This is a genomic window from Roseomonas sp. TS2, from assembly GCF_058833935.1.
This window is the reverse complement of the sequence record NZ_JCACVY010000069.1, coordinates 1-20401: the sequence shown is the minus strand read 5'-3', so window position 1 is coordinate 20401 and position 20401 is coordinate 1. Positions and strand designations below refer to the sequence as shown.

Sequence of the window (20401 nt, the reverse complement as noted above, 5' to 3'; positions counted from 1 at the left end):
CTGTGTCCTCAGGAGTGAGCAGCAGGAGGCACAGTTGGTCCTGGATGCAGCGAGCCTTTTCCTGTCCTATGTCTCCTGGTACTTCGCTTGGGAGAACCTGAAACGGCGCCGGCAGCGCGGCTTTGGGGGAGTGTTGCCTTCCACCCTGAAGCCTGGTCCGCAGAACCTGCTCAGCCAGTGGACCGCCGCCGATCCCGTAGCGATCTCCTGGATCCGTATAATATGGTCTCTGCCCGGAGGCCCTGCTGCGCCCGGATCGCTATCGGCATCCCGCTGCGTCAGGAGATGCTTATGAGGCTTGGTCGCCAAACTGTGGAGCCTCTATCAGTAGCAATAAGAAGTCGGAGCTGCCCTGTCCGTTGCCGGTGGCCGGATCTGCGCTGATGGGTGCATTTCGTCTCGGCGCGAAGCCTCACTCACGGCGCTCAAGCGTCTCGTCCGCCTTCAGATCTCACCATGAGCTTCCGCCAGAGCAGTCGGCTCTTATAAGGCAAGAGTCGTCGGCTTTGTGATTGCGCGCGCCATCGCAAGGGCAGAGGCTATCTAATGTGGCCGCAAAGCGGATTAGTCGCCTCCCAGCATGCTCACTGTCATGAACTTGCCTGCCCTTCAGAACCGACACAGTACGACGCGCATCGTCCCGTCGGTTAAGTTGATCGTGACAACAGGGGCTGGACCTTGTGTTATCACACCCTTCTCGAACGCTCTTCGGTAGACGATTATCCACATCGCATGTTTGACGCCATCAAACATGCTACGCAGACATTGTCTGTCTTCCAGAATAGGAAAGACGGAGTAGGAGATAACGAATGGGTCGCCGCCCTCCCGCTGCTCTCGCGCGCAAACCTGCTGCCACAGCCTCGCTGGAACCTTCGGTCCCTCATACGCAGGTTTTGCTTTTGTCCAGCGCCAAAGGCGGCAGCGCAAAGACAACCAGCACCCGTAATCTCGCGGCACTCGCAGCTCGCGATGGATATCGGGTGGGCACGATCGACCTGGACATGCAGCGCACGCTGACGCGATGGTGGAACCGCCGACCAGATCAGCTGCCCGCTATTCACCATTTTGACAAAGTCAACATGGCTGAAGCGGCCGAGGCAATTCAGGAACTCACTTCCCTCAAGGAATTTGACTTCCTATTCATCGATACGCCGCCGGGTATCGAGCATGATACGGAACAGCTGCGTGCTGTCATTCGGCTGGCTGGACTTGTGCTGATTCCTACCAGCCAGGGCGGCGAGGATCTGGAGTCCGTGGCTGAATGGATGAAGCTCGTGCGCACCGAGGGGCGTCCGGCCTTTTTCCTTCTTTGCAAGACGGACCGCGATGTCAGCAGCCTGGGGGAAGCGCGGCACTATCTGTCGTCAGTGGGAAAGCTGTGCCCGCACGATGTACGGCATATGCAGGCGGTCATGCGCACCTATTTCGACGGCAAGGGCGTCGGCGACCTGACGGGCAAGACGGGTCGTAAGGCAGCGGAAGATTATGAAGCGGTCTGGAATTTCGTTCGGTTCGAACTGGGGCTGGAGAAGTGACGATGGCTGTCGATCCCAAGGAGCGGTGGGGCGCCCGCAAGGCAGCTTCGCGCCGCGCTTCCATTCTCACCATCGCCCATGAGGATGTCGAAACGCCGCGGACGACCGTCTACAAGCTCTCCAATGAGACAGAGGTCGTCCGAGAGGTAGAGGTTCTTTGGGAGACCGCCCAGAGAGCATTTCTCGCCATCGGCCGACTTCTTGTCCAAGCAGAGCGGCAATTCAGGGGCAGCTTCGAGAAGGACATTATCAGCCGGCTACCTTTCAACCGTTCCGTCGCGCATATGCTGCGGACTGTCGCGGAAAAGGTCGAGCAGGGATATGTACCGGAGGCCGAGCTGCCGCGAAGCTACGCCGCCGCTTTCCGTCTGGTGACGCTGGAGCCAGAGGCATTGGAGGAAGCGAGAAGCCGCGGCCTCGTTTCTCCTCATACGCCACGCTCCGCCATTGAGCGGTTTCGGCAGGAACTGAAATCACAACGGATCGCTGCCAGTGGCGAAGCTGCGCTCCTGGCCGCCAAACGGCGGGATCTGCTCTCGCGTCTGGAGCGCGCGAAGCGGGAGGTGGAGAAGCTGTCTCAGGAACTGGCCGAACTGGACAGTTTAGAAGCCAGCCAGGACCATTCCTGAGGACTTCGGCGGGAAGCCCCGCGCCGTGGACGAGGCCCGCGTCTCAGCGCGTGACAAGGGAGATCTGCGTCTTCCGACTGGAAATGGGTGCCGGCGAGGGAGACAGAGACATGCCGCTCGCCAGGCACTCAACCCGGGCGGAGGGATAGACCGCCGTTGCCAGGGAGAGCTGCTCCATGAACGTCTCCCGGAAATGGTCCAGCCTCCGGATGCCCGTGCCAAACTGCGCGTGCAATGCCTTCCAGGAAACCGAAGTCGGGCCAGGCAACACATGCAGGCGGTAGGCGAGCCAACAATAGATATCAAGCGCCATGGAGTGGCGGTTGATTGCGCGGATGGCGGATTCCTCAATCGGCATCGGATGGCGCCTCAGCTGATCGAAGAAGGTTTCCGACAGCTTCGTGCGCTCGAGGAACTGGCTCCCGCCAGAGTCCTCATCTTCGTTGAACAGGGCCTTGTCGACGATCAGCTGCTGGACCAGCGCGGAGCGGCCTGCCTGCTGTACCTCGAAGGTCAAACGGCAGCGCGTGATCCGCTCCGCCTGTTCCCGTACATCCTTGATCGACTTTCCGCCCGGCGAAATGCCCATTCGTCCGAGCCAGGCGCGTAGGCTTCGTCCGAGCTCGATTTCCCGGCTGCCTGTCCGAATGGCTTCGGACTGAAGATACAGCATGATCAGGCGCGCCCGGCTGCCGTAGGGAACCCCGATCCACTCCAGGCTGCCATCAGGGCGGGTTTTCCGGCCGGGCTCCACCAGCAGGCTCACCTTATCGGTCCGGACCTGCCAGGGCTGATCGTCCGCCAGCCGCTTGTGGGGCAGTGCGGCCTGCGCCCAGCCGGAATAGATGAAGCCTATTCCGCCATCCTCGTCGCCCAGATAGTCGGCCGCGGCGTCGACCACACGTCGGTCGATGTCCAACTTCAAGACACCTTGCCGGCCGTGCACTTCCAGCATCCGATGCACTTCCGCCACGGCCCGCTCCTATCCTCATCACGGCGACCTTGAGGAAGATGCAGCATTTCTCCGCTTTTGTCGCTGAGGACTTTGGCGGGGCAAGCTATTAGAAGCCTATTAGTGATACTAGATATTAGTATGTCCCGTCAGAGTCCTCGGGACAAAGGGCTTGAAGCCAGTAAAAACGTGGGAACAGTCCCGCCCGAGTCCTCACTTTGCCCGCTGAAGTCCTCAGCGGCCGTGTGGACAAGAAAACCGTAGGCCGTCCTGGCTTTCAGCCCGAATCGGCGCCTGTGCAGAAGCGCGCGACCGCCGATTCGCTGCCTGGGAGAATGGATCCTCCCGCCAAAGTCCTCGCAGGCAGCCGCTCAAGGAGGATCCTCCCGCCAAAGTCCTCACCTCCTGCAGCACGGACATGTCCCTCCTCAGGTCCAGGAGGCATTCGGCGATAGTGCCTGCGGCATGCCGCTCCGGGGCCGCTGGCGCCGGACCTGCCCCTGCTGATCCGCGGCAGAGCCCTTGCCACATGCTCAGCCAGGAGAAGCCGACCAAGGCCGACCTGGTGCAGGCACAGCTGCATGGCAGCAGAGCCGGGTTCTGCATCCCGACCAGGGGAGGCTTTGCACCGGGAGTGTACTCGGAAGCGCGGATGTGGCGTGGCACGTCTATGCGGGCGGCGGCCGCCGCCTGCAGGGCGAAGCAGGCAGGGGAGGCATCTGGAAAAGCCGCGTCGAGAAAAATGTCTGGAGACGAGAAGGCAAGGTGGTGTCGCAGTCAGGCTGGGGCCGGATCGGAACGAGCTTGCGGATATTCTGCATACAGAGCACAATAAGGCAAAGCCCATCGCGTCCTGCCGGGCATCGGGAGAGCACCGCTATGACCCAATCCGCTTCCCTTCCTGTCATCTCCCTGGCCATGGGTGATCCTGCCGGCATCAGCCCGGAGCTGACCGCACGTATCCTGGCCGATGAAACGGTGCGCGCCGCTGCCGGGCTGATCGTCATCGGGGATCTGCGGGTAATGCGGGACGGCGCGCGCGTGGCAGGAGTTGACCCGGCGCTGCATGTCATCGGGCCGGATGCGCCGCTGCCGGAGGATCTCTCCACCCCTGCCTTCGTCGACCTCGGCACGCTGGACCCTGCCAGTCTCCGGCGCGGCGAGATCAGCGAGGCCGGCGGCCGCTTCGCGGCGGAGAACTTCCGCTATGCGCTGTCCCTCGCTGTGGCCGGCCATGCCGATGCCGTGTCCTTCACCCCTTTCAACAAGGCGGCGATGCGGCTGCACGTGCCGGGCTACGAGGACGAGATCGGCTTCACCGCCAATTTCATCGGCTTCCGGGGCGCTGCCAAGGAGTTCAACGTGCTGGAAGGGCTGTGGAATGCCCGTGTCACCTCGCATGTGCCGCTCTCGGCCGTGGCGGGGTTGATCACGCGGGACAGCATCCTGGAGAATCTGCGCCTGACCCATGCGGCGCTGCGCGATTCCGGTATCCCGGCGCCCCGCATCGCGGTGGCCGGGCTGAACCCGCATGCCGGGGATGGCGGCAATTTCGGCCGGGAGGAGATCGAGGTGATCGGCCCCGCCGTGGCCGCCGCACAGGCGGAGGGGCTTGGCTGCGACGGGCCTTATCCGTCCGACACGGTGTTCGTCCGTGCGAGGCGCGGCGATTTCGACGCCGTCCTCACCATGTATCACGACCAGGGGCAGATCGCGATGAAGCTGATCGGCTTCGAGCAGGGCGTGACGCTGCTGGGCGGCTTTCCCTTCCCGATCTGCACGCCCGCGCATGGCACGGCCTATGACATCGCCGGAAAGGGCATCGCCCATGCTGGCGCCGCCCGCAACGCGCTGCTGCTGGCCGCCCGCATGGGCGCGGCCCAGCGCCGCCGCCGCCCGGGTGCGGGCGGATCCCTGCTGCAGGTGCGGGCCGCTATGGCCGCCTGAACGCCGGCACCGGAGGGCGAGCAGGACGCGCCGCCCGCCGGCGCGGCCTCCCGCCCAAGTCCTCAGACCAGCGCGCCGAGGCCGAGCCGCTCGGTCACGGCGCGCGCCACCTCCGCCGTGCCGGCGCGGCCACCGATATCGGGGGTGCGCAGCCCGGCGGCGAACACCGCGTTCACCGCCGCCTCCAGCTCCGCCGCCGCCTCGGCCCAGCCCGGCCCGGCGCCGCGCCCGGCCAGCCAGTCCAGCATCATCGCCGCCGAGAGCAGCATGGCGGTGGGGTTGGCGATGCCCTGGCCGGCGATGTCCGGCGCCGTGCCGTGGCTCGGCTGGAACACCGCATGGCCATCGCCGATATCGGCCGAGGGCGCGAAGCCCATGCCGCCGATCAGCCCGGCGCCGAGGTCGGAGAGGATGTCGCCGAACATGTTCTCGGTCGGCAGCACGTCGAAATCCCAGGGGCGGCGGACCATGTCGAGCGCCATGGCATCGATGTAGTGGTGCGCCGCCTCCACCTCCGGATGCGCCGCCGCCACCTCGTGGAACACCTTCCGCATGAAGGCGAAGCCGGTGAAGACATTGGCCTTGTCCACCAGCGTCACGCGCCCGGGCCGGCCGCGACGCGCGGCGCGCCGCCGCGCCAGGTCGAAGGCGAAGTGGGAGAGGCGCTCCGTGGTCGCGCGGGTGATCACCATGGTGTCCCGCGCCTCGCGGTCGTCGATCAGCTCGCCCTTGCCGCGGGCGGCGAACAGCCCCTCCGTGCTCTCCCGCAGGATCACCATGTCGATCTGCGCGGCACGCGGATCGGCCAGCGCCAGCGGCACGCCGGGCAGGGCGCGGATCGGCCGCACGCCGGCATAGAGGCCGAGGCGGAAGCGCAGATCGAGCTGCGGCGCGATCTCGGTGCCATCCGGGTAGCGGATGCCCGGCCAGCCCATGGCGCCGAGCAGGATGGCATCCGCCGCGCGGGCGCGCTCGAAGGTGGCCTCGTCCATGGCGCTGCCGGTGTCGCGATAGGCCATGGCGCCGGCGCGCAGCGTCTCGGCATGCAGCCCCAGCGCGTGCCGGCGCGCCAGCACCTCCAGCACGCCCATGCAGGCCTCGCTGACCTCGGTGCCGATGCCGTCGCCGGGCATCAGGGCGATCTGCACCGCGTTGCGGTTCACAGCCATGCCACGCCACTCCGTTCGATGAGAGAGATGAGTTCCGCACCGCTGCGCCGGCGGTGCCGGCGGTACAGCGCATGCGCCCGTTCCGGCTCGCCGGCGGCGATCGCCTCCAGCACACGGCGGTGCTCGGCGGTGCTGCGGGCGGGCAGGGGGCGCTGGTGCAGGGTGAAGAGCCTCGCGCGGTGCGACTGCTCCCACACCTGCATCACCATGCCGGCCAGCCGCCGGTTGCCGCACAACTCGGCCAAGCCGAGATGGAAGGCCTCGTCCGCCTCCGCCCAGGCCGGGCGGTCCTGCGCCGCCAGCGCCTGTTCCATCGCGCCGCAGGCCTGCTCCAGCCGGCCGAGGCCGGCGGCGGGTTCCGGGCGGCGCGCCAGCAGCTCGGCCGCCATCGGCTCCAGGCTGGTCAGCACCTCGTAGATCTCGCGCATGTCGGCGGCGGCGATGGGCAGCACGCGCATGCCGTGGCGCGGCGTGATGGCGACCAGCCCCTCCTGCTCCAGCCGCACCATCGCCTCCCGCACCGGGGTGCGCGACAGGCCGAGGCGAAGCGCCAGCTCGCCCTCCAGCAGCTGCGCGCCGGGGGGCAGCAGATTGTCCAGGATCATCGCCTTCAGCCGGGCATGCGCCTGGCCGGCGGCGGTGGGCTGCCGGCCCTGGCCTTCCCCGTCCAAGGCCTTTGGCGCCCGTGGGGATACGGGTCCTGTTGCCATCGCTCGGCCCTCCCTGGGTGCATGCCGCCCTGTGTGCGGCAGAAGAACGAATTCGTTTGCGTATGCATTGTTGGCAGTGACAGGATGCCCCCGTCAAGCAAGATCGGCCCACGGACCACCGTGCAGGACCGGCATCGCCCATGGCCCGCGCGCCATGAGCCCCAGGGAGAGACCGCGATGACTGCCAGCACACGCCGCTTCATGATCACCGCCGCGGCCGCCGCCGCCACGGCGCCCTTACTCCTCCGCGCCGGGCCCGCCGCAGCGCAGGCGGCCAGCGGCTATCCCAGCCGCCCGGTGCGGCTGATCGTGCCCTTTCCGCCCGGCCAGGCCGCCGACATCTTCGCCCGGCTGATGGCGGACGAGCTGTCGAAGCGATGGCCGCAGCGCGTGGTGGTGGAGAACCGCTCGGGCGGTGCCGGGGCGCTCGGCATGGAGGCCGGCGCGCGCGCCGCGCCGGATGGCTACACCCTGCTCGTCGGCACCTCCGGCACGCTGGGGGTGAACCCCTCCGTCATGCCGCACCTGCCCTATGACGCGGAGCGGGACTTCGCCGCCATCACCAACATCTTCACCCTGCCGCTGGTGCTGGTGGCGCACCCCGGCACCGGGCCGGAGGATCTGCGCGGGATGCTGGCGCGGGCGCGGGAGAAGCCGGGCGCGCTGAACTACGCCTCGGCCGGGCCGGGCACCGCGCAGCACATGGCCATGGAGATGCTGGCGCACCGCGCCGGCGTGCGGATGACGCATGTGCCCTACCGTGGCAGCGGCCCGGCCATGGCCGACCTGATCGCCGGCAACGTGCCGCTGATGATGGACAGCCTGGCCAGCGCCCTGCCGCAGGTGCAGGCCGGCCGCGCCCGGGCGCTGGCGGTGACCAGCCGCGCCCGCGCGCCGCAGCTGCCGGCGGTGACCACGGTGGCCGAGGCCGGGCTGGAGGGCTACGAGGCGCTGGGCTGGTCCGGGCTGGTGGCGCCCGCCGCGACGCCGCCCGAGATCCTGGCGCGCATCAACGCCGACGCCGTGGCCATCCTGCGCGACCCCGCCGTGTCGGCGCGCATGCTGGAGCTGGGCGGCTTCCCGGCCCCCGGCACGCCAGAGGAGTTCGGCGGCTTCATCCGCGGCGAGATCGCAAAGTGGCGGCAGGTGGCGCGGGAGGCCAATGTGAGGCTGGAGGGCTGAGAGGGCCCGCGCTCACCAGCGCGCGCGGACCGAGCCGAGGATCAGCCGCCCGTTGCCGTAGTAGCAGGCGGTGACCGAGGAGCAGCTCGCCACATAGTCCTTGTCGGCGATGTTCTGCGCGTTGACGGCGAACTCCAGCCCCTTGGCGCTCTCGAAGCGGGCGCCGAGATCGTAGCGCAGCGCGGCGTCGAACAGCGTGACGGCATCCACCTTGAAGGTGTTGGTGTCGTTGCCGTAGGTCGAGCCGACGTAGCGCGCGCCGCCGCCGAGCGAGAGGCCGCGCAGCGGGCCTTCGGTGAAGCTGTAATTGGCCCAGCCGCTGGCCATGTGGTTGGGCACCTGCGGCACGCGGCTGCCGGCCACGCCCGCATTGTTGGACTTGGTGATCTCCGCGTCGATGTAGGAATAGGCGCCGATGAGGTCGAGATTGGCGGTCAGGCTGGCGCGCCCTTCCAGCTCGATGCCGCGCGAGCGGATCTCGCCCTGGGCGATGCTGCCGGTGAGATAGACCGGGTCCTGCGTCAGCACGTTCTGCTGCGTGATGTGGTAGGCGGAAGCCTGGATGAAGCTGTTCATGCCGGGGGGCTGGTACTTCACGCCCACCTCGTACTGCTCGCCGGTGGTGGGCTCGAAGGTGCCGCCGCCGCGCTGCGGCGCCTGCGTGCCGGTGTTGGGCAGGAAGGAGGTGGAGTAGCTGGCATAGGGCGCCAGCCCGTTGTCGAACAGGTAGAGGCCGCCCACCCGCCAGGTCAGCGCGTCGTCGAACTGCGAGAGGCTGCCGGCATCGGCGCCCGTCGTGGTGTGCGTGGTGGTGCCGATGCTGGCGCGGTCGTAGCGCAGCCCGACATTGAAGCGCCAGCGGCCGAGGGCGACCTGGTCCTGCGCGTAGAAGCCGAGCTGGTCGATGTTCTGGTTCGTCAGCCCGCTCGGGTCGGTCAGGATGGCGGGGATGGACTGGTAGTAGACCGGGCGGAACAGGTCGATGCCCGGCACCCCCTGCGAGCGCAGCCCCTGGCGCGCCCGGGCCGAGGTACGCTGCCAGTCGATGCCGAACAGCGCCGTGTGCCGCAGCGCGCCGGTGGTGAAGCTGGCCTGCGCCTGGTTGTCGAGCGCGAAGGCGTTGGCGTGGTCGGAGACGAAGGTGGCGCTGCGCGTGCCGGTGCGCTGGTCGGCGCCGACCGAGCGCACGGAGAGGACGTTCACCTCGGCGTCGATATGCGCGTAGCGGAAGTTCTGCCGCACCGTCCACACATCGTCCAGCCGGTGCTCGAGCTGGTAGCCGATGGCGGCCTGGGTCCGGTAGTACTTGTCATAGGCCGGGTCGCCGCCGAAGAAATTGCGCGGGATGCGGCCGTTCGGATTGGCCAGCACCGTGCCGCTGGCCGGCACGAAGTTGTAGAAGCCGCCCTCCGGATCGTGCTGGTAGGAGGCGAGGAGGGTGATGGTGGTGCTGTCGTCCGGCCGCCAGGTGAAGGCGGGCGCGATGGCGATGCGCTCCTCCTCCACATGGTCGTACTGAGTCCCGGACTTCCGCGCGATGCCGGTCAGCCGGTAGGTGTAGCGGCCATCCTCGGTCAGCGCGCCGCCGAGGTCGAAGGCGGTCTGCAGCAGCGCGTTGCTGCCGGCCTCGATGCGCACCTCGTTGACGTGGTCGGCGGTGGGGCGGCGGCTGACCAGGTTCACCAGGCCGCCGACGCCGGTCTGCCCGTAGAGCACCGAGGCCGGGCCGCGCAGCACCTCGATGCGCTCCAGCAGCCAGGGATCCGTGTTGGGTACGCCGAAATAGAGGCCGCGCCCCTGGCGCAGCCCGTCGAGGAAGTTGACGAAGGCGGCGCCCGTGCCCTGGCCGCCGAAGCCGCGCACGAAGACGCTGTCGTAGCGCGCCGAGGGCCGCACCTCGCCCAGCACGCCGGCGGTGTAGCGCAGCGCCTGGCTGACGCTGAGCGCCGCCTGGTCATCCACCTGGTCGCGGGTGACGACGCCGACCGATTGCGGCGCCTCGATCAGCGGCGTGTCGGTCTTGGAACCGGTGGTGGTGACGGGCGCGACATAGCCGGGCACGCCCTCCCAGGCCCGCCATGCGGTCGCCTGCACATCGACGGTCGGCAGCTCCAGCACCGCCCCGGCCGCCGGCTCGGTCCCCTGCGCCTGGAGCGGCCGGCCCAAGGTGGGCAGCATCGTCAGCGCGGCCGAGGCCAGGAGGAGGGTGCGGAAGCGGCGACGTGTCATTCTGGGCCTCGAGCGACGAGAGGGAGACAGGCGATTTAATTGCGAAAGACTCGCATTATCATCTGTCTCCTGATCGCCGCGTGCAAGAGGCAAACCGCCGCCCCTGTTGCCGGCAAGGCTCGCCCTGTGGCCTCCGCGCCACGCCCACAAGGGGGAGGGCCCCGCCGCGCGCGGCAGCGGGGCCGGTTCCGGAGCCCGCCCTGCCTAGAGCGGCTCGCCCGCGCCGGTGCCCGTGTGCGGCGTGGGGATGCACCATTCCTCGCCGCGCGGGGTGGAGACGTATTCGGGCCAGCGCAGATCGACCGGCGGGTCGAAATCGGCCGGCAGCAGCGGCCCCACCCACCGGCTGCCGCCGACGCCGCCGCCCGTGCGCTCCCGGAACTCCGCCTGGGCGGCGGCCAGGGCGTCCGGCCTGGCGGCGAGGTCCAGCAAGGTCAGCGCCATGGTGCGGCCGGCGACGAACATGCCGGGATCGACCGCCGCGGGCAGCCCGCCCAGGGCGTTGTAGGCCCAGGCGGGATAGGCATAGCCCGGCTGCGGCGGGCGCAGCCGCGGCCGCGCGGCGAGCAGCCGCACCGTCGGGCAATGCCAGGAATATTCCACGTAGTCGTCGGCGCTGAGATGCTTCTGCCAGGGCGGCAGGCCGGCGCGCAGCTTCGCCTCGTTCTCCTCCGGCGGCGTCAGGCGGGAGACGCTGGCGATGAACGGGTCCTGCATCGGCTCCAGCCCGAGGTTGCGCTGGATGGCGCGGCCGAACTCCAGCGCCGCCTCCGGGTAGGCGGGCGCGCCGACCTCCTGCAGATTGGCCCAGGTGAGGTCCGTCATCGCCGTGTTCGGCAGGCCGACGCGCGTCTTCGTCACCCAGCGCACGAAGGCGCGGCAGCCGGTGATGGCCGCCACGTGGCGGGCATTGGCGGCCAGCACCTTCCAGATCTGCTCCTGGATCGCGAGCGAGGAGGAACGCCAGGAATACTGGATCTGGCTGAAGCGCGGCGGCAGATTGTCCGAGGTGGCGCCGCCATCGCCCAGGATGAACTCGTTGAGCGTCCAGGAGCCGCTGTGCGGGAACATCGCCTCCTTGGTGTACTTCGTCGTCGTGTACATCAGGCAGAGCGCGTCCACCGCGCCGGGGCAGCGGGCGATGGCGTGCGAGGCGTCGATCGGCATCAGCGAGGGATTGACCCACTTCTCCGGCGCCTCCGCCTCGAAGCTGATGACGGCGCTCCAGTAGGCGCCGAAATGCGTCTCGCCCGTCACGGTGTTGGAGGGCCAGGGGTGCCACACCACGGCGGCGTCCAGCCCGTCGAAATAGCCCTTCGCGGCATGGATGGGCTTGGAGCCGCACACCTTCTCCGCCGGCTCGCCGAACAGCTTCAGCGTGCCCGGCACGCCATGCGCCTGCATGGCGGATTTGGCGGCCAGGATGGCGGTGAGCGCCGCCGTGCCCAGCACCGAATGCGGGTCGGTGTGGCCGGCGGCATAGGGGTGCACGCCGTCACGCGGCGCCTTGTGGGGCACCACCTGCTGCGAGTTGCCCGGCACCGCGTCATACTCGGAGAAGCTGGCGAGCACCGGCCCACCTTCGCCCTGCCCCCATCGCGCGGCGAAGGCGGTGGGCATCTGGCCGGAGCCTTCCTCCACCTCGAAGCCCTCGGCGCGCAGGATCTCCACATAGTCGCGCACCGACTTGTATTCGCGCCAGGCCGGCTCGGCATGCTCCCAGATGCGCGCGTTGAAGGCGGAGAGCCGCGCCTCGTTCGCCGTGATCCAGTCCATCGCGTGCTGGCGGATCGCTTTGAGCTGCTCCATCAATCCTCACTCCGGTGCGGCGGCCCTCAGGCCGGGCGGACATTCCAGAAGGTGGCGAAGCCATCCAGCACGCCGGTGATGCCGCGGCGGAAGGCGGTGGGCTGCATGTACTGGCCGAGCGGCAGGTAGGGCACGCTCTGCATCGCCTGCAGCTGGATGTCGCGGCAGATGGCGGCCTGCGCCGCCTCGTCCGGCGCGTCGAACCAGGCATCGCGCAGCGCGTTGATGCGCGCATCCTCCGACCAGCCCGCGTAGCTGCCATCGGCGCGCAGCGCCATGTGCACCGCCGGGTTCAGCCAGTCGGTGCCCGACCAGGTGGTGGCGAAGCCGCTCCAGCCGCCCTCGGCCACCGACCCGCGGCGGTTGCGCCGCTGCAGCATGGCGTTGAACTCGACCGCGTAGATCTCGACATCCATGCCGAGGCGCTTGAGCAGGTCGGCGGTGACGGCGCCGAGCGCCATGCCGGCGGCGGTGTTGTTGCCGGCCATGATCAGCACCTTCTCGCCCCTGTAGCCGGCGGCGCGGATCTCCTCGCGCGCCTTCTCCAGGTCGCGCGGGCCGGTCAGCGGCTCCAGCCCCGCCGTCGAGGCCATCGGCGTGTTCGGGCAGAAGAAGCCGAGCGGCACATGGTACAGCGCCGGGTCATCGACGCCGACGATGGCCTGCATGCAGTCCGACTGGCTGAGCGCCCGCCACAGCGCGCGGCGGATCGCCGGGTTGTCGAAGGGCGGCTGCAGGTGGTTCAGCCGCAGCATGGTGACGAAGCCGGTGGGATCGAGCACCCGCGTGGTGACATCGCGGGCGCGCTTCAGCAGCGGCAGCTGGTCGTGATAGGCGTATTCCTGCCAGTCCTGCTCGCCGGAGAGCAGCGCCGCCGTGGCCGTGCCGCTGTCCGGGATCGAGCGCCACTCGACGCGGTCGTAATGCACCACCTTCGGGCCGGAGGTCCAGGAGAGCGTGCCATCGGGGCGCGGCACGTAGCGCTCGAACTTGGTGAAGACGTTCATCGAGCCCGGTACGCGCTCATCCGCCTTGAAGCGGAACGGGCCGCTGCCGACGATCTCGGGCACCGGCTTGAACGGGTCCGTCATCGCCAGCCGCTCCGGCATCATGACGCAGACCGGCACCGAGGCCTTGCCGAGCGCGATGGGCAGCAGCGGGAAGGGCCGCTTCAGCCGGAAGCGGATGGTCCTGTCGTCGGGCGCCGAAAGCTCCTCGGTCGCCGCCATCAGCGTGGTGCCGAAGACGTCGCGCTGGCCCCAGCGCCGCAGGCTGGCGACGCAGTCCCGCGCCAGGACGCGCTCGCCATCGTGCCAGAACAGGTTGTCGCGCAGGGTCAGGTCCCAGCGCAGCCCGCCATCCTCCACGCGGTGGCCCGCCACCATCTGCGGCGTGGCGCGGTAGTTGCCGTCCATGCCGTAGAGCGTGTCGTACACCATGTAGGCGTAGTTGCGCGTGATGTAGCCGGTGGTCAGGATCGGATCGAGCGTCACCAGATCCTGCTGCGGGGTGAAGCGCAGCGTGGTGGCCGAGGCCGCCCGCAGCTTCGCGGGCAGGGCCAGCGCGGATGCGCCGGCACCCAGGGCCTGAAGGAGGTTGCGCCGTTGCATGGGAGTCTCCTTGCTTCGTCGAGCCGTGTCGTGAGCCTGGTCTTTCCCCTGTGCCCGGTTTGGCCGGGCCTTGTTGGTCCGGGGTGCGGTTCAGCCCTGCCCGGCGCCGCCGGGCAGGCCGGTGCCGGCGAGCAGCCGGTCGCCCGAGGCCAGCAGCCGCGCCTTCTCGGCCGCCAGCCCGGGGTGGAGGAGGCGGCCATCCTGCTTCAGCAGCCGGCCGCCCACCATCACGTCGCGAATGTCGGCCGCCTGCGTGAAGTGGATCAGCGCCTGCACCGGCTCCCGCGCGCCGATCATGCGCAGGCTGTCGCGGCGGACGATGATGAGGTCCGCCTGCTTGCCGGGCGTCAGCGAGCCGATGCGGTGGTCGAGGCGCAGCGCGCGGGCGTTGTTGATCGTGGCCCAGCGCAGCACCGCCTCATGCGTCAGCGAGACGGCGGTGATGGGCGAGCCGCTGGTGGCGATCTCCTGCGCCGCGGCGGCGGCCGGCTGCGCCTGCTGCCGCGCCACGATGTGCTGGTTGTTGAACAGCCGGTGCAGCTGCAGGGCGGCGCGCATGCAGTCCAGCATGCCGCCGCCGTTCAGCAGCTCGGTGTCCGGCGCGATGGAGGGCGCGCCGCCGAGCGCCGCGACGCGGCAGCTCAGCGGCTCCCGCGCATTGCCCTTCACCTCGGCCGCCGCGGTGGAGGTGACGGAGACGCCGCTCTCCACGATGACGCGCAACTCCTCCTCGCCCAGATAGGTGCCGTGCACGAGGTTGTGGTCCGGGCCGAGCAGCCCTTCCCCGGCCAGGCGGCGGTAGCCCTCCGGCACCAGCCGGTTGGTGTTGCCCCAGACATGGGCGGAGGAGAGCAGGCCGTATTCCCGCGCCAGCGCGAAATCCGCGCGGCAGACATCCATCGTGGAATAGTCCGGCCCCAGGATGCAGGCGGCCAGGGTCACGCGCGCCGTGTCGGCGGCGAGCCGGGTGGTGCGCAGCCGGCGGATCTCGGCGGCGGGGTGTGGCACCTCGGAGAAATGCGGCTCGCCCGGCCGAGGCTGCGGCTTGACGGTGCCGTGGCCGAACACGGCGCGGATGCCGCTGTCCAGCAGCCCGTCCAGCGCGGCGTCGGTGTGCTCCGGCGTGGCGTTGCCGTGGCACCAGTCGAACAGGGTGGTGACGCCGGCATCGAGCTGCGCCAGCGCCCCCACCAGCGTGCCGACGCGCAGGTCCTCCGGCTGGTAGCGCGGCCCGAGGACGCCATGCATGATCCGGAAGTAGTCGGCGCTGGTCCAGTCGCCGCCGATGGCGCGCAGCGCGGTCTGCCAGGTGTGCAGGTGCGCGTTCACCAGCCCGGGCAGCACGAGGCACCCCTCCGCCCCGATCACCGCCGCGTCCGGCGCCTCCAGGGCGGGGCCGATGGCGAGGATGCGGCCATCCTCCACCAGCACGTCGCCCTGCGGCAGGCGGCCGATCCGCTCGTCCATCGACAGCACGAGGCCGCCCCTGATCAATGTCCGCATCGCCCCGGACCCCCGGCCTTGCATGACGTGGTGCCGTTCTCTATATAGAACGCCATTCTTCAGGAAATATGGTGCCGCCGCTGTTCCGGGCCTGTCAACCGGCGCGGCGCGTTTTGTCGCGGGAGCATCCATGGCTGCGGGGGAGGGGGCGGCGGCGGTGCCGGCCGTCGGGAAGTGCCTGTCCATCATCCGGCTGCTCGATGCCGAGCCAGGGGCGGGGCTTGGCCTCGCCGCCATCGCCGGCCGGCTCGGCCTCACCAAGAGCCACTGCCTGATGATCCTGCGCACCCTGGTGGCCGAGGGGTGGCTCTCCCACGACGCCGCGCGGCAGCGCTACGCCCTGGCGCCCTCGCTGCTGCTCGACCTGGCGGCGACCATCCGGCGGCACGACCGCGGGGCGCTGGTGCAGGATGTGCTGGCGCGGCTGGCGGAGGGCATCGGCCTGCCCTGCCTGCTGTGCCGGGTGAACCGCGACGGCAGCTTCACCTGCGTGGACCGCGTGCAGGGCGGCCCGGCCGGCGCCGCCGGGCTTGTGATCAACGTGCCGATCGGCCACCGCTACCCGGCGGATGCGCCGGCGCAGATGCGCGCCCGCCTCGCCGCCCTGCCGCCGGCGCGGGCCGAGGCGCTGCTGGAGGCCATGCCCGTCCACGCCTTCACCCCCGCCACGATGACCGACAAGGCCGCCATCCGGCAGGAGGTGGAGGAGGCGCGGCGGCGCGGCTACGCCATCGGCCGCATGGAATACCTGGAGGGGATCATGAGCATCGCCGCGGCGGTGCCGGGCGTGGCGGGGCCGGCGAGCCTCATCCTGCAATGCACCGGGCCGCAGGCCGCCATGGCGGCGCGGGAGGCGGCGCTGGGCGAGGCCGTGCTGGAGGCCGCCCGCCGCCTCGCCCGCGCCGCGGAAATGCCCGGCGGCTGAGCCTCAGCCCGCCGCCCAGCCTTCGGGGGCCGGCACGCCGAGCAGCCGCGCCGCGGCGGCCAAGTCCTGCCGCGTCTTCTCCGGCAGGGCCAGCCCCTCCGCGCGGTGCCGCGCCTCGTTCCGCGCCTCGATCTCGCCGGGGTAGAACACCTCGTCGCAGCCCGGCACGCGCGGCACGGACTTGATCTCCGCCACCATCCTCTCCATCCGCTCGGCGAAGGCCTCGGCCGGCCCGAAGGCGGCGATGTTCAGCGCCAGGAAGAGATGGCCGCAGCCGCTGCGCTTCTCCGCCTGGTAGGGGCCGCTCACCTCCTCCAGGATGCCGCTGCCCGAGAGCACGCCGGAGAGCACGTCCATCATCACCGAGATGGCGTAGCCCTTGTGCTCGGCCATGGGGAGGATGACGCCGCCCAGCGCCGCCACGGGGTCGGTGGCCGGGTTGCCCTCGGCGTCGATCGCCCAGTGCGGCGGGATGGGCTGGCCCTTCTGCCGCGCCAGGAAGATCTTGCCGCGCGCCACCACGGTGTTGGCGATGTCCAGCATCATCGGCGCGTGCCGCCCGGCGGGGGCGGCGATGGACCAGGGGTTGTTGCCCACCAGCTTGCGCCGCCCGCCCCAGGGCGCCATGGCCGGGCTGCCGTTGGTGGTGAGCAGGCCGATGCACCCCTCGGCCGCCGCCATGCGCGTGAAGTAGCCGAGCGCCCCGTGGTGGTTCGAGTTGCGCACGGAGACGACGCCCACCCCATGCGCGCGCGCGCGCCGCACCGCCTCCGCCATGGCCTGCGCCGCCACCACCTGGCCCACCCCGTCGGCGGCGTCCATCAGCGCGATGGCACCGGCATCGACCAGCCAGCGCGGCTGCGTCACCGCCTGCATCACGCCGCTGCGCAGCCGGTCGATGTACCAGGGGGCGCGCATCACCCCGTGCGAGGAATGGCCCCAGAGGTCGGCGGTGACGAGGCTCTCGGCCACCAGCCGGGCATCCGGCGCCGGCAGGCCGGCGGCCTCGTAGAGGCGGGTGACGAAATCGGCCAGGGCGTCGGGCCGGAGGGCGGCGAGGGGCGGGGTCATGCGTGGCGTTCCCTGCGGGGGTGGCTTAATTCATGCGCCATGGGCATGAATTTCGAGATCCTGGATTTGCGCGCGCTGATGGCGGTGCTGGAGCTGCGCAGCTTCAGCCTCGCCGCGGCGCGGCTGAACCTGTCGCAGCCCGCGCTCAGCCGCCGCATCCAGCGGCTGGAGGGGCTGCTGGGCGGGCCGCTGCTGGAGCGCACGACGCGGCACGTGGCGCCCTCGGCGCTGGGGCGGCAGGTGCTGCCCCTGCTGCGCCAGGCGCTGGACGGGATGGAGACGGCGCTGGACGGCATCGAGGATCTGGTCAGCCCCGGCGCCGGCCCCGGCGGCGGGCGCGGCCCGGTGACGGTGGCCTGCCTGCAGACGGCGGTGGCCGGGCTGCTGCCGCCCGCCCTGGCCGCGCTGCGCCGCAGCCACCCGCGGCTGCGCGTGCGCATCCTCGACATGACGGCGCAGGAGGCGCTGCGCAGCGTCGCGCGCGGCGAGGCGGAGCTTGCCGTCACCATCGCCGCCGACCTGCAGGATGCCGGGCTGGTGGCGGAGCCGCTGCTGCAGGACCCCTTCGTGCTGGCCTGCGACGAGGCCCACCCGCTGGCGCGGCGGGAGAGCCTCGCCTGGCGCGAGCTGGCCGGGCTGCCGCTGATCCTGGCCGCGCGCACCAGCGTGCACCGCGCCCTCATCCAGGATGCGCTGGCGCAGGACGGCGTGCGGCTGGGCTGGGCCTACGAGGTGCTGCATATGGCGAGCGCCTTCCATCTCGTCCGCGCCGGTCTCGGCGTCTCGGTGCTGCCGCGCATCGCCCTGCGCGCGGCGGAGGCCGCCCGGCTGCGCGCCGTGCCGCTGCGGGAGCCGCTCATCAGCCGCACCCTCTCGCTCGTCCACCGCCGCGCGCGCGGCCTGACCGGCGCGGCGGAGGCGCTGGCGGAGCAACTCCGGATCGCGGCGCGGGCGGAGGCGTGAGGCCCCGGCCCGCATCCGCCCTCAGGCGAGGCCGATCTCCTTCAGCACCGCCGTCGTGTCCGTCACCTCCCGCTTGAGGAAGGCGCCGAATTCGTCGCCGGGCAGCCAGGCATCGTCCCAGCCGCGCTGCGCCAGCAGCTCCTTCCATTCGGGCGTGGCGTGCATCCGCGCCATCAGCGTCACCAGGGCGGCCTTCTGCTCGGCGCTCAGCGTCGGGGCGGCGAAGACGCCGCGCCAGGTCGGCATCGCGATGTCCAGCCCCGCCTCCTTCAGCGTCGTCACATCCGGGCCGGCGCGGCGCTCGCCGGTGGTGGCCAGGGCGCGCAGCCGCCCGGCGCGGACCTGCTCGCCGAATTCCGAGATGCCGGAGATGGCCGCCACCACCTGCCCGCCCAGCACCGCCGCCTGCGCCGGCCCGCCGCCCGAGAAGGCCACGTAGGAGGCCTCCCGCGCCGAGCGGCCCAGCGCCTTCAGCATCAGCCCCAGCGTGATGTGCTCCGTGCCGCCGGCCGAGCCGCCGGCGACCGAGACGGCGCCGGGGTTCTCCTTCAGCCGCGCGAGCAGACCTTGCAGGTCCTGGATCGGGGAATCCGGCGGCACGACGATGACGCTGACCTCCTCGGTCAGCCGCGCGATCGGCGCTACGTCCAGCACCCCCATGGGCGACTTGTTGGCGATGGAGGCGCCCACCATCACGCTGCCCGCCACCATCAGCCCCTCGGGCCGGTTGCGGTACTGCGCCAGGAAGCGGGGCAGGCCCACCGTGCCGCCGGCGCCGCCCACATTCTCCACCTGCACGTTCCCGGCCAGCCCGGCGCGGCGCACCACCTGCTCGATGGCGCGGCCCAGCCCGTCCCAGCCGCCGCCGGGATTGGCGGGGATGAACAGCCGCAGCATGGAATACAGCGCCTCCGCCTCGGCCTGCCCGCCGCGCAGCAGCAGCGCTGCTGCCGGCAGGGTCAGGGTGGCCTTCAGCAAATGCCGGCGTCGGGTCATGCGCGTCTCCTCCTGGCGGACCGGAGCCCCTTGGCGGGGCGGTTGCCCCAGCCATAGAGCCGCGCGCCCCGGCCGATAAATGCGCGGTTTCGCCCATCCATGCGCCACGCGCATAAATCTGCCCCTCGCTTGCGCGCCTGGGGCCGCGTGCTAGTCATGAGACCATGAGGATGTCGTCGCGCCCTTGACCAGCTTCCGCTTCCTGCACGCCGCCGACCTGCACCTGGACAGCCCGCTGCGCGGCCTCGATGCCGACCTGTCCGCCCCGGCCGCCCGCATCCGCGGCGCCAGCCGCGAGGCGCTGTCCGCGCTGGTCGACCTCGCCATCGCCGAGCAGGTGGATTTCGTCGTCGTCGCCGGCGACCTCTACGATGGCGACTGGTCGGATTTCCGCACCGGCCAGGCGCTGGTCGCCGCCCTGGCGCGGCTGACCCGCGCCGGCATCCGCGTCGTCGCCATCCGCGGCAACCACGACGCGGAAAGCCAGATCACCCGCGACCTGCGCCTGCCGGACGGCGCCAGCCTGCTCTCCACCCGCCGCCCCGAGAGCGTGCTGCTGGCGGAGCATGGCGTGGTGCTGCACGGCCAGAGCTTCGCCAACCGCGACGTGACGGAGAACATCGCCCTCGGCTACCCGCCGCCGCGCCCGGGGCTGTTCAACCTGGCGCTGCTGCACACGGCGGCCACCGGCCGGCCCGGCCACGCCTCCTACGCGCCCTGCACCGTCGAGCAGCTGGCCCGGCACGGCTACGACTACTGGGCGCTCGGCCACATCCACACGCGCGAGGTGGTGTTGCGCGACCCGTGGATCGTCTTCCCCGGCAACCTGCAGGGCCGCCACATCAACGAGGCGGGCGCCAAGGGGGCCAGCCTTGTCACCGTGCGGGAGGGGCGCGTGACGGGCGTCGAGCACCGCACGCTGGACGTGGTGCGCTGGCAGCGCGTGGCGGTGGACTGCACCGGCGCGGCCGATGACGACGCCGTGCTGAACCGCGTGCTGCGCGCCGTAGGCGAGGCGGTGGACGCCGCCGAGGGGCGCCTGCTGGCGCTGCGGCTGGAGCTGTCCGGCCCCACCGCCGCCCATGCCGCCCTGGCGCGCGACCGGGGCGAGACGCTGGGGCGGATGCGCGCCGCCGCGCTGGAGGCGGCGCCGGAGGAGGCGTTCTGGATC

16 protein-coding genes are annotated in these 20401 nt (G+C 70.6%); 7 read left to right on the top strand and 9 right to left on the bottom strand.

All coding sequences use genetic code 11. The features are described 5' to 3' along the window. Positions 1 to 809 precede the first annotated feature (809 nt). The gene (locus ACZJYS_RS12660) at positions 810 to 1535 is read left to right on the top strand and encodes a ParA family protein (protein ID WP_493178581.1); all 726 of its coding nucleotides are present in this window, start codon (positions 810 to 812) and stop codon (positions 1533 to 1535) included. A gap of 2 nt (positions 1536 to 1537) precedes the next feature. Then, positions 1538 to 2164 carry a hypothetical protein gene (locus ACZJYS_RS12655; protein ID WP_493178579.1) on the top strand — a complete coding sequence of 209 codons (627 nt, stop codon included), beginning with the start codon at positions 1538 to 1540 and terminating at the stop codon, positions 2162 to 2164. Positions 2165 to 2207: 43 nt separating this feature from the next. Here ACZJYS_RS12655 and ACZJYS_RS12650 read toward each other — a convergent pair whose 3' ends face one another. Beyond that, positions 2208 to 3137 carry a replication protein RepA gene (locus ACZJYS_RS12650; protein ID WP_245906343.1) on the bottom strand — a complete coding sequence of 310 codons (930 nt, stop codon included), beginning with the start codon at positions 3135 to 3137 and terminating at the stop codon, positions 2208 to 2210. 858 nt (positions 3138 to 3995) lie between these two features. Between ACZJYS_RS12650 and ACZJYS_RS12645 the strand changes: the two genes are divergently transcribed. After that, entirely contained in the window at positions 3996 to 5063 is a 1068-nt protein-coding gene (locus tag ACZJYS_RS12645) for a 4-hydroxythreonine-4-phosphate dehydrogenase PdxA (protein ID WP_493178576.1), read from the top strand. Between the two features lie 62 nt (positions 5064 to 5125). Here the strand turns inward: ACZJYS_RS12645 and ACZJYS_RS12640 are convergent, their stop codons facing one another. Further along, positions 5126 to 6232, bottom strand: a complete 1107-nt coding sequence (locus tag ACZJYS_RS12640) for an isocitrate/isopropylmalate dehydrogenase family protein (RefSeq protein ID WP_493178573.1) — start codon at positions 6230 to 6232, stop codon at positions 5126 to 5128. Beyond that, positions 6223 to 6903 (bottom strand): GntR family transcriptional regulator, encoded by a 681-nt coding sequence (locus tag ACZJYS_RS12635; protein WP_493178571.1) that lies wholly within the window; start codon positions 6901 to 6903, stop codon positions 6223 to 6225. Before ACZJYS_RS12635 ends, ACZJYS_RS12640 begins: the two co-directional genes overlap by 10 nt. A 216-nt stretch (positions 6904 to 7119) precedes the next feature. Here ACZJYS_RS12635 and ACZJYS_RS12630 point away from each other — a divergent pair, with 216 nt between their 5' ends. After that, complete coding sequence (locus tag ACZJYS_RS12630; RefSeq protein WP_379652057.1) at positions 7120 to 8124, top strand: tripartite tricarboxylate transporter substrate binding protein; 1005 nt, start codon at positions 7120 to 7122, stop codon at positions 8122 to 8124. A gap of 12 nt (positions 8125 to 8136) precedes the next feature. On the opposite strand, the gene ACZJYS_RS12625 is transcribed toward ACZJYS_RS12630, so the two are convergent. The 4 genes from ACZJYS_RS12625 to ACZJYS_RS12610 form a co-directional block, all read right to left on the bottom strand. Further along, positions 8137 to 10353: a TonB-dependent siderophore receptor gene (locus ACZJYS_RS12625; RefSeq protein WP_493178568.1), complete on the bottom strand. Its 2217-nt coding sequence runs from the start codon at positions 10351 to 10353 to the stop codon at positions 8137 to 8139. Between the two features lie 204 nt (positions 10354 to 10557). Beyond that, the gene (locus tag ACZJYS_RS12620; RefSeq protein WP_493178566.1) at positions 10558 to 12162 is read right to left on the bottom strand and encodes a M20/M25/M40 family metallo-hydrolase; all 1605 of its coding nucleotides are present in this window, start codon (positions 12160 to 12162) and stop codon (positions 10558 to 10560) included. A 26-nt stretch (positions 12163 to 12188) separates the two neighbouring features. After that, positions 12189 to 13772: an ABC transporter substrate-binding protein gene (locus ACZJYS_RS12615; protein WP_493178564.1), complete on the bottom strand. Its 1584-nt coding sequence runs from the start codon at positions 13770 to 13772 to the stop codon at positions 12189 to 12191. A 90-nt stretch (positions 13773 to 13862) separates the two neighbouring features. After that, positions 13863 to 15275 carry an amidohydrolase family protein gene (locus tag ACZJYS_RS12610; protein WP_493178561.1) on the bottom strand — a complete coding sequence of 471 codons (1413 nt, stop codon included), beginning with the start codon at positions 15273 to 15275 and terminating at the stop codon, positions 13863 to 13865. Between the two features lie 130 nt (positions 15276 to 15405). Here ACZJYS_RS12610 and ACZJYS_RS12605 point away from each other — a divergent pair, with 130 nt between their 5' ends. Continuing rightward, positions 15406 to 16200 (top strand): IclR family transcriptional regulator, encoded by a 795-nt coding sequence (locus ACZJYS_RS12605; RefSeq protein WP_379652061.1) that lies wholly within the window; start codon positions 15406 to 15408, stop codon positions 16198 to 16200. A 3-nt stretch (positions 16201 to 16203) separates the two neighbouring features. Here the strand turns inward: ACZJYS_RS12605 and ACZJYS_RS12600 are convergent, their stop codons facing one another. After that, on the bottom strand, positions 16204 to 17271 hold the full coding sequence (locus ACZJYS_RS12600) for an Ldh family oxidoreductase (RefSeq protein ID WP_493178557.1): 1068 nt from the start codon (positions 17269 to 17271) through the stop codon (positions 16204 to 16206). Positions 17272 to 17316: 45 nt separating this feature from the next. Here ACZJYS_RS12600 and ACZJYS_RS12595 point away from each other — a divergent pair, with 45 nt between their 5' ends. Further along, complete coding sequence (locus ACZJYS_RS12595; RefSeq protein WP_379652062.1) at positions 17317 to 18234, top strand: LysR family transcriptional regulator; 918 nt, start codon at positions 17317 to 17319, stop codon at positions 18232 to 18234. A gap of 21 nt (positions 18235 to 18255) precedes the next feature. On the opposite strand, the gene ACZJYS_RS12590 is transcribed toward ACZJYS_RS12595, so the two are convergent. Then, the gene (locus ACZJYS_RS12590; RefSeq protein ID WP_493178552.1) at positions 18256 to 19230 is read right to left on the bottom strand and encodes a Bug family tripartite tricarboxylate transporter substrate binding protein; all 975 of its coding nucleotides are present in this window, start codon (positions 19228 to 19230) and stop codon (positions 18256 to 18258) included. A gap of 184 nt (positions 19231 to 19414) precedes the next feature. On the opposite strand from ACZJYS_RS12590, the gene ACZJYS_RS12585 reads away from it, so the two are divergent. Beyond that, positions 19415 to 20401, top strand: a 987-nt coding sequence (locus ACZJYS_RS12585) for a metallophosphoesterase family protein (RefSeq protein ID WP_493178549.1), incomplete at its 3' end; no start/stop codon positions are given.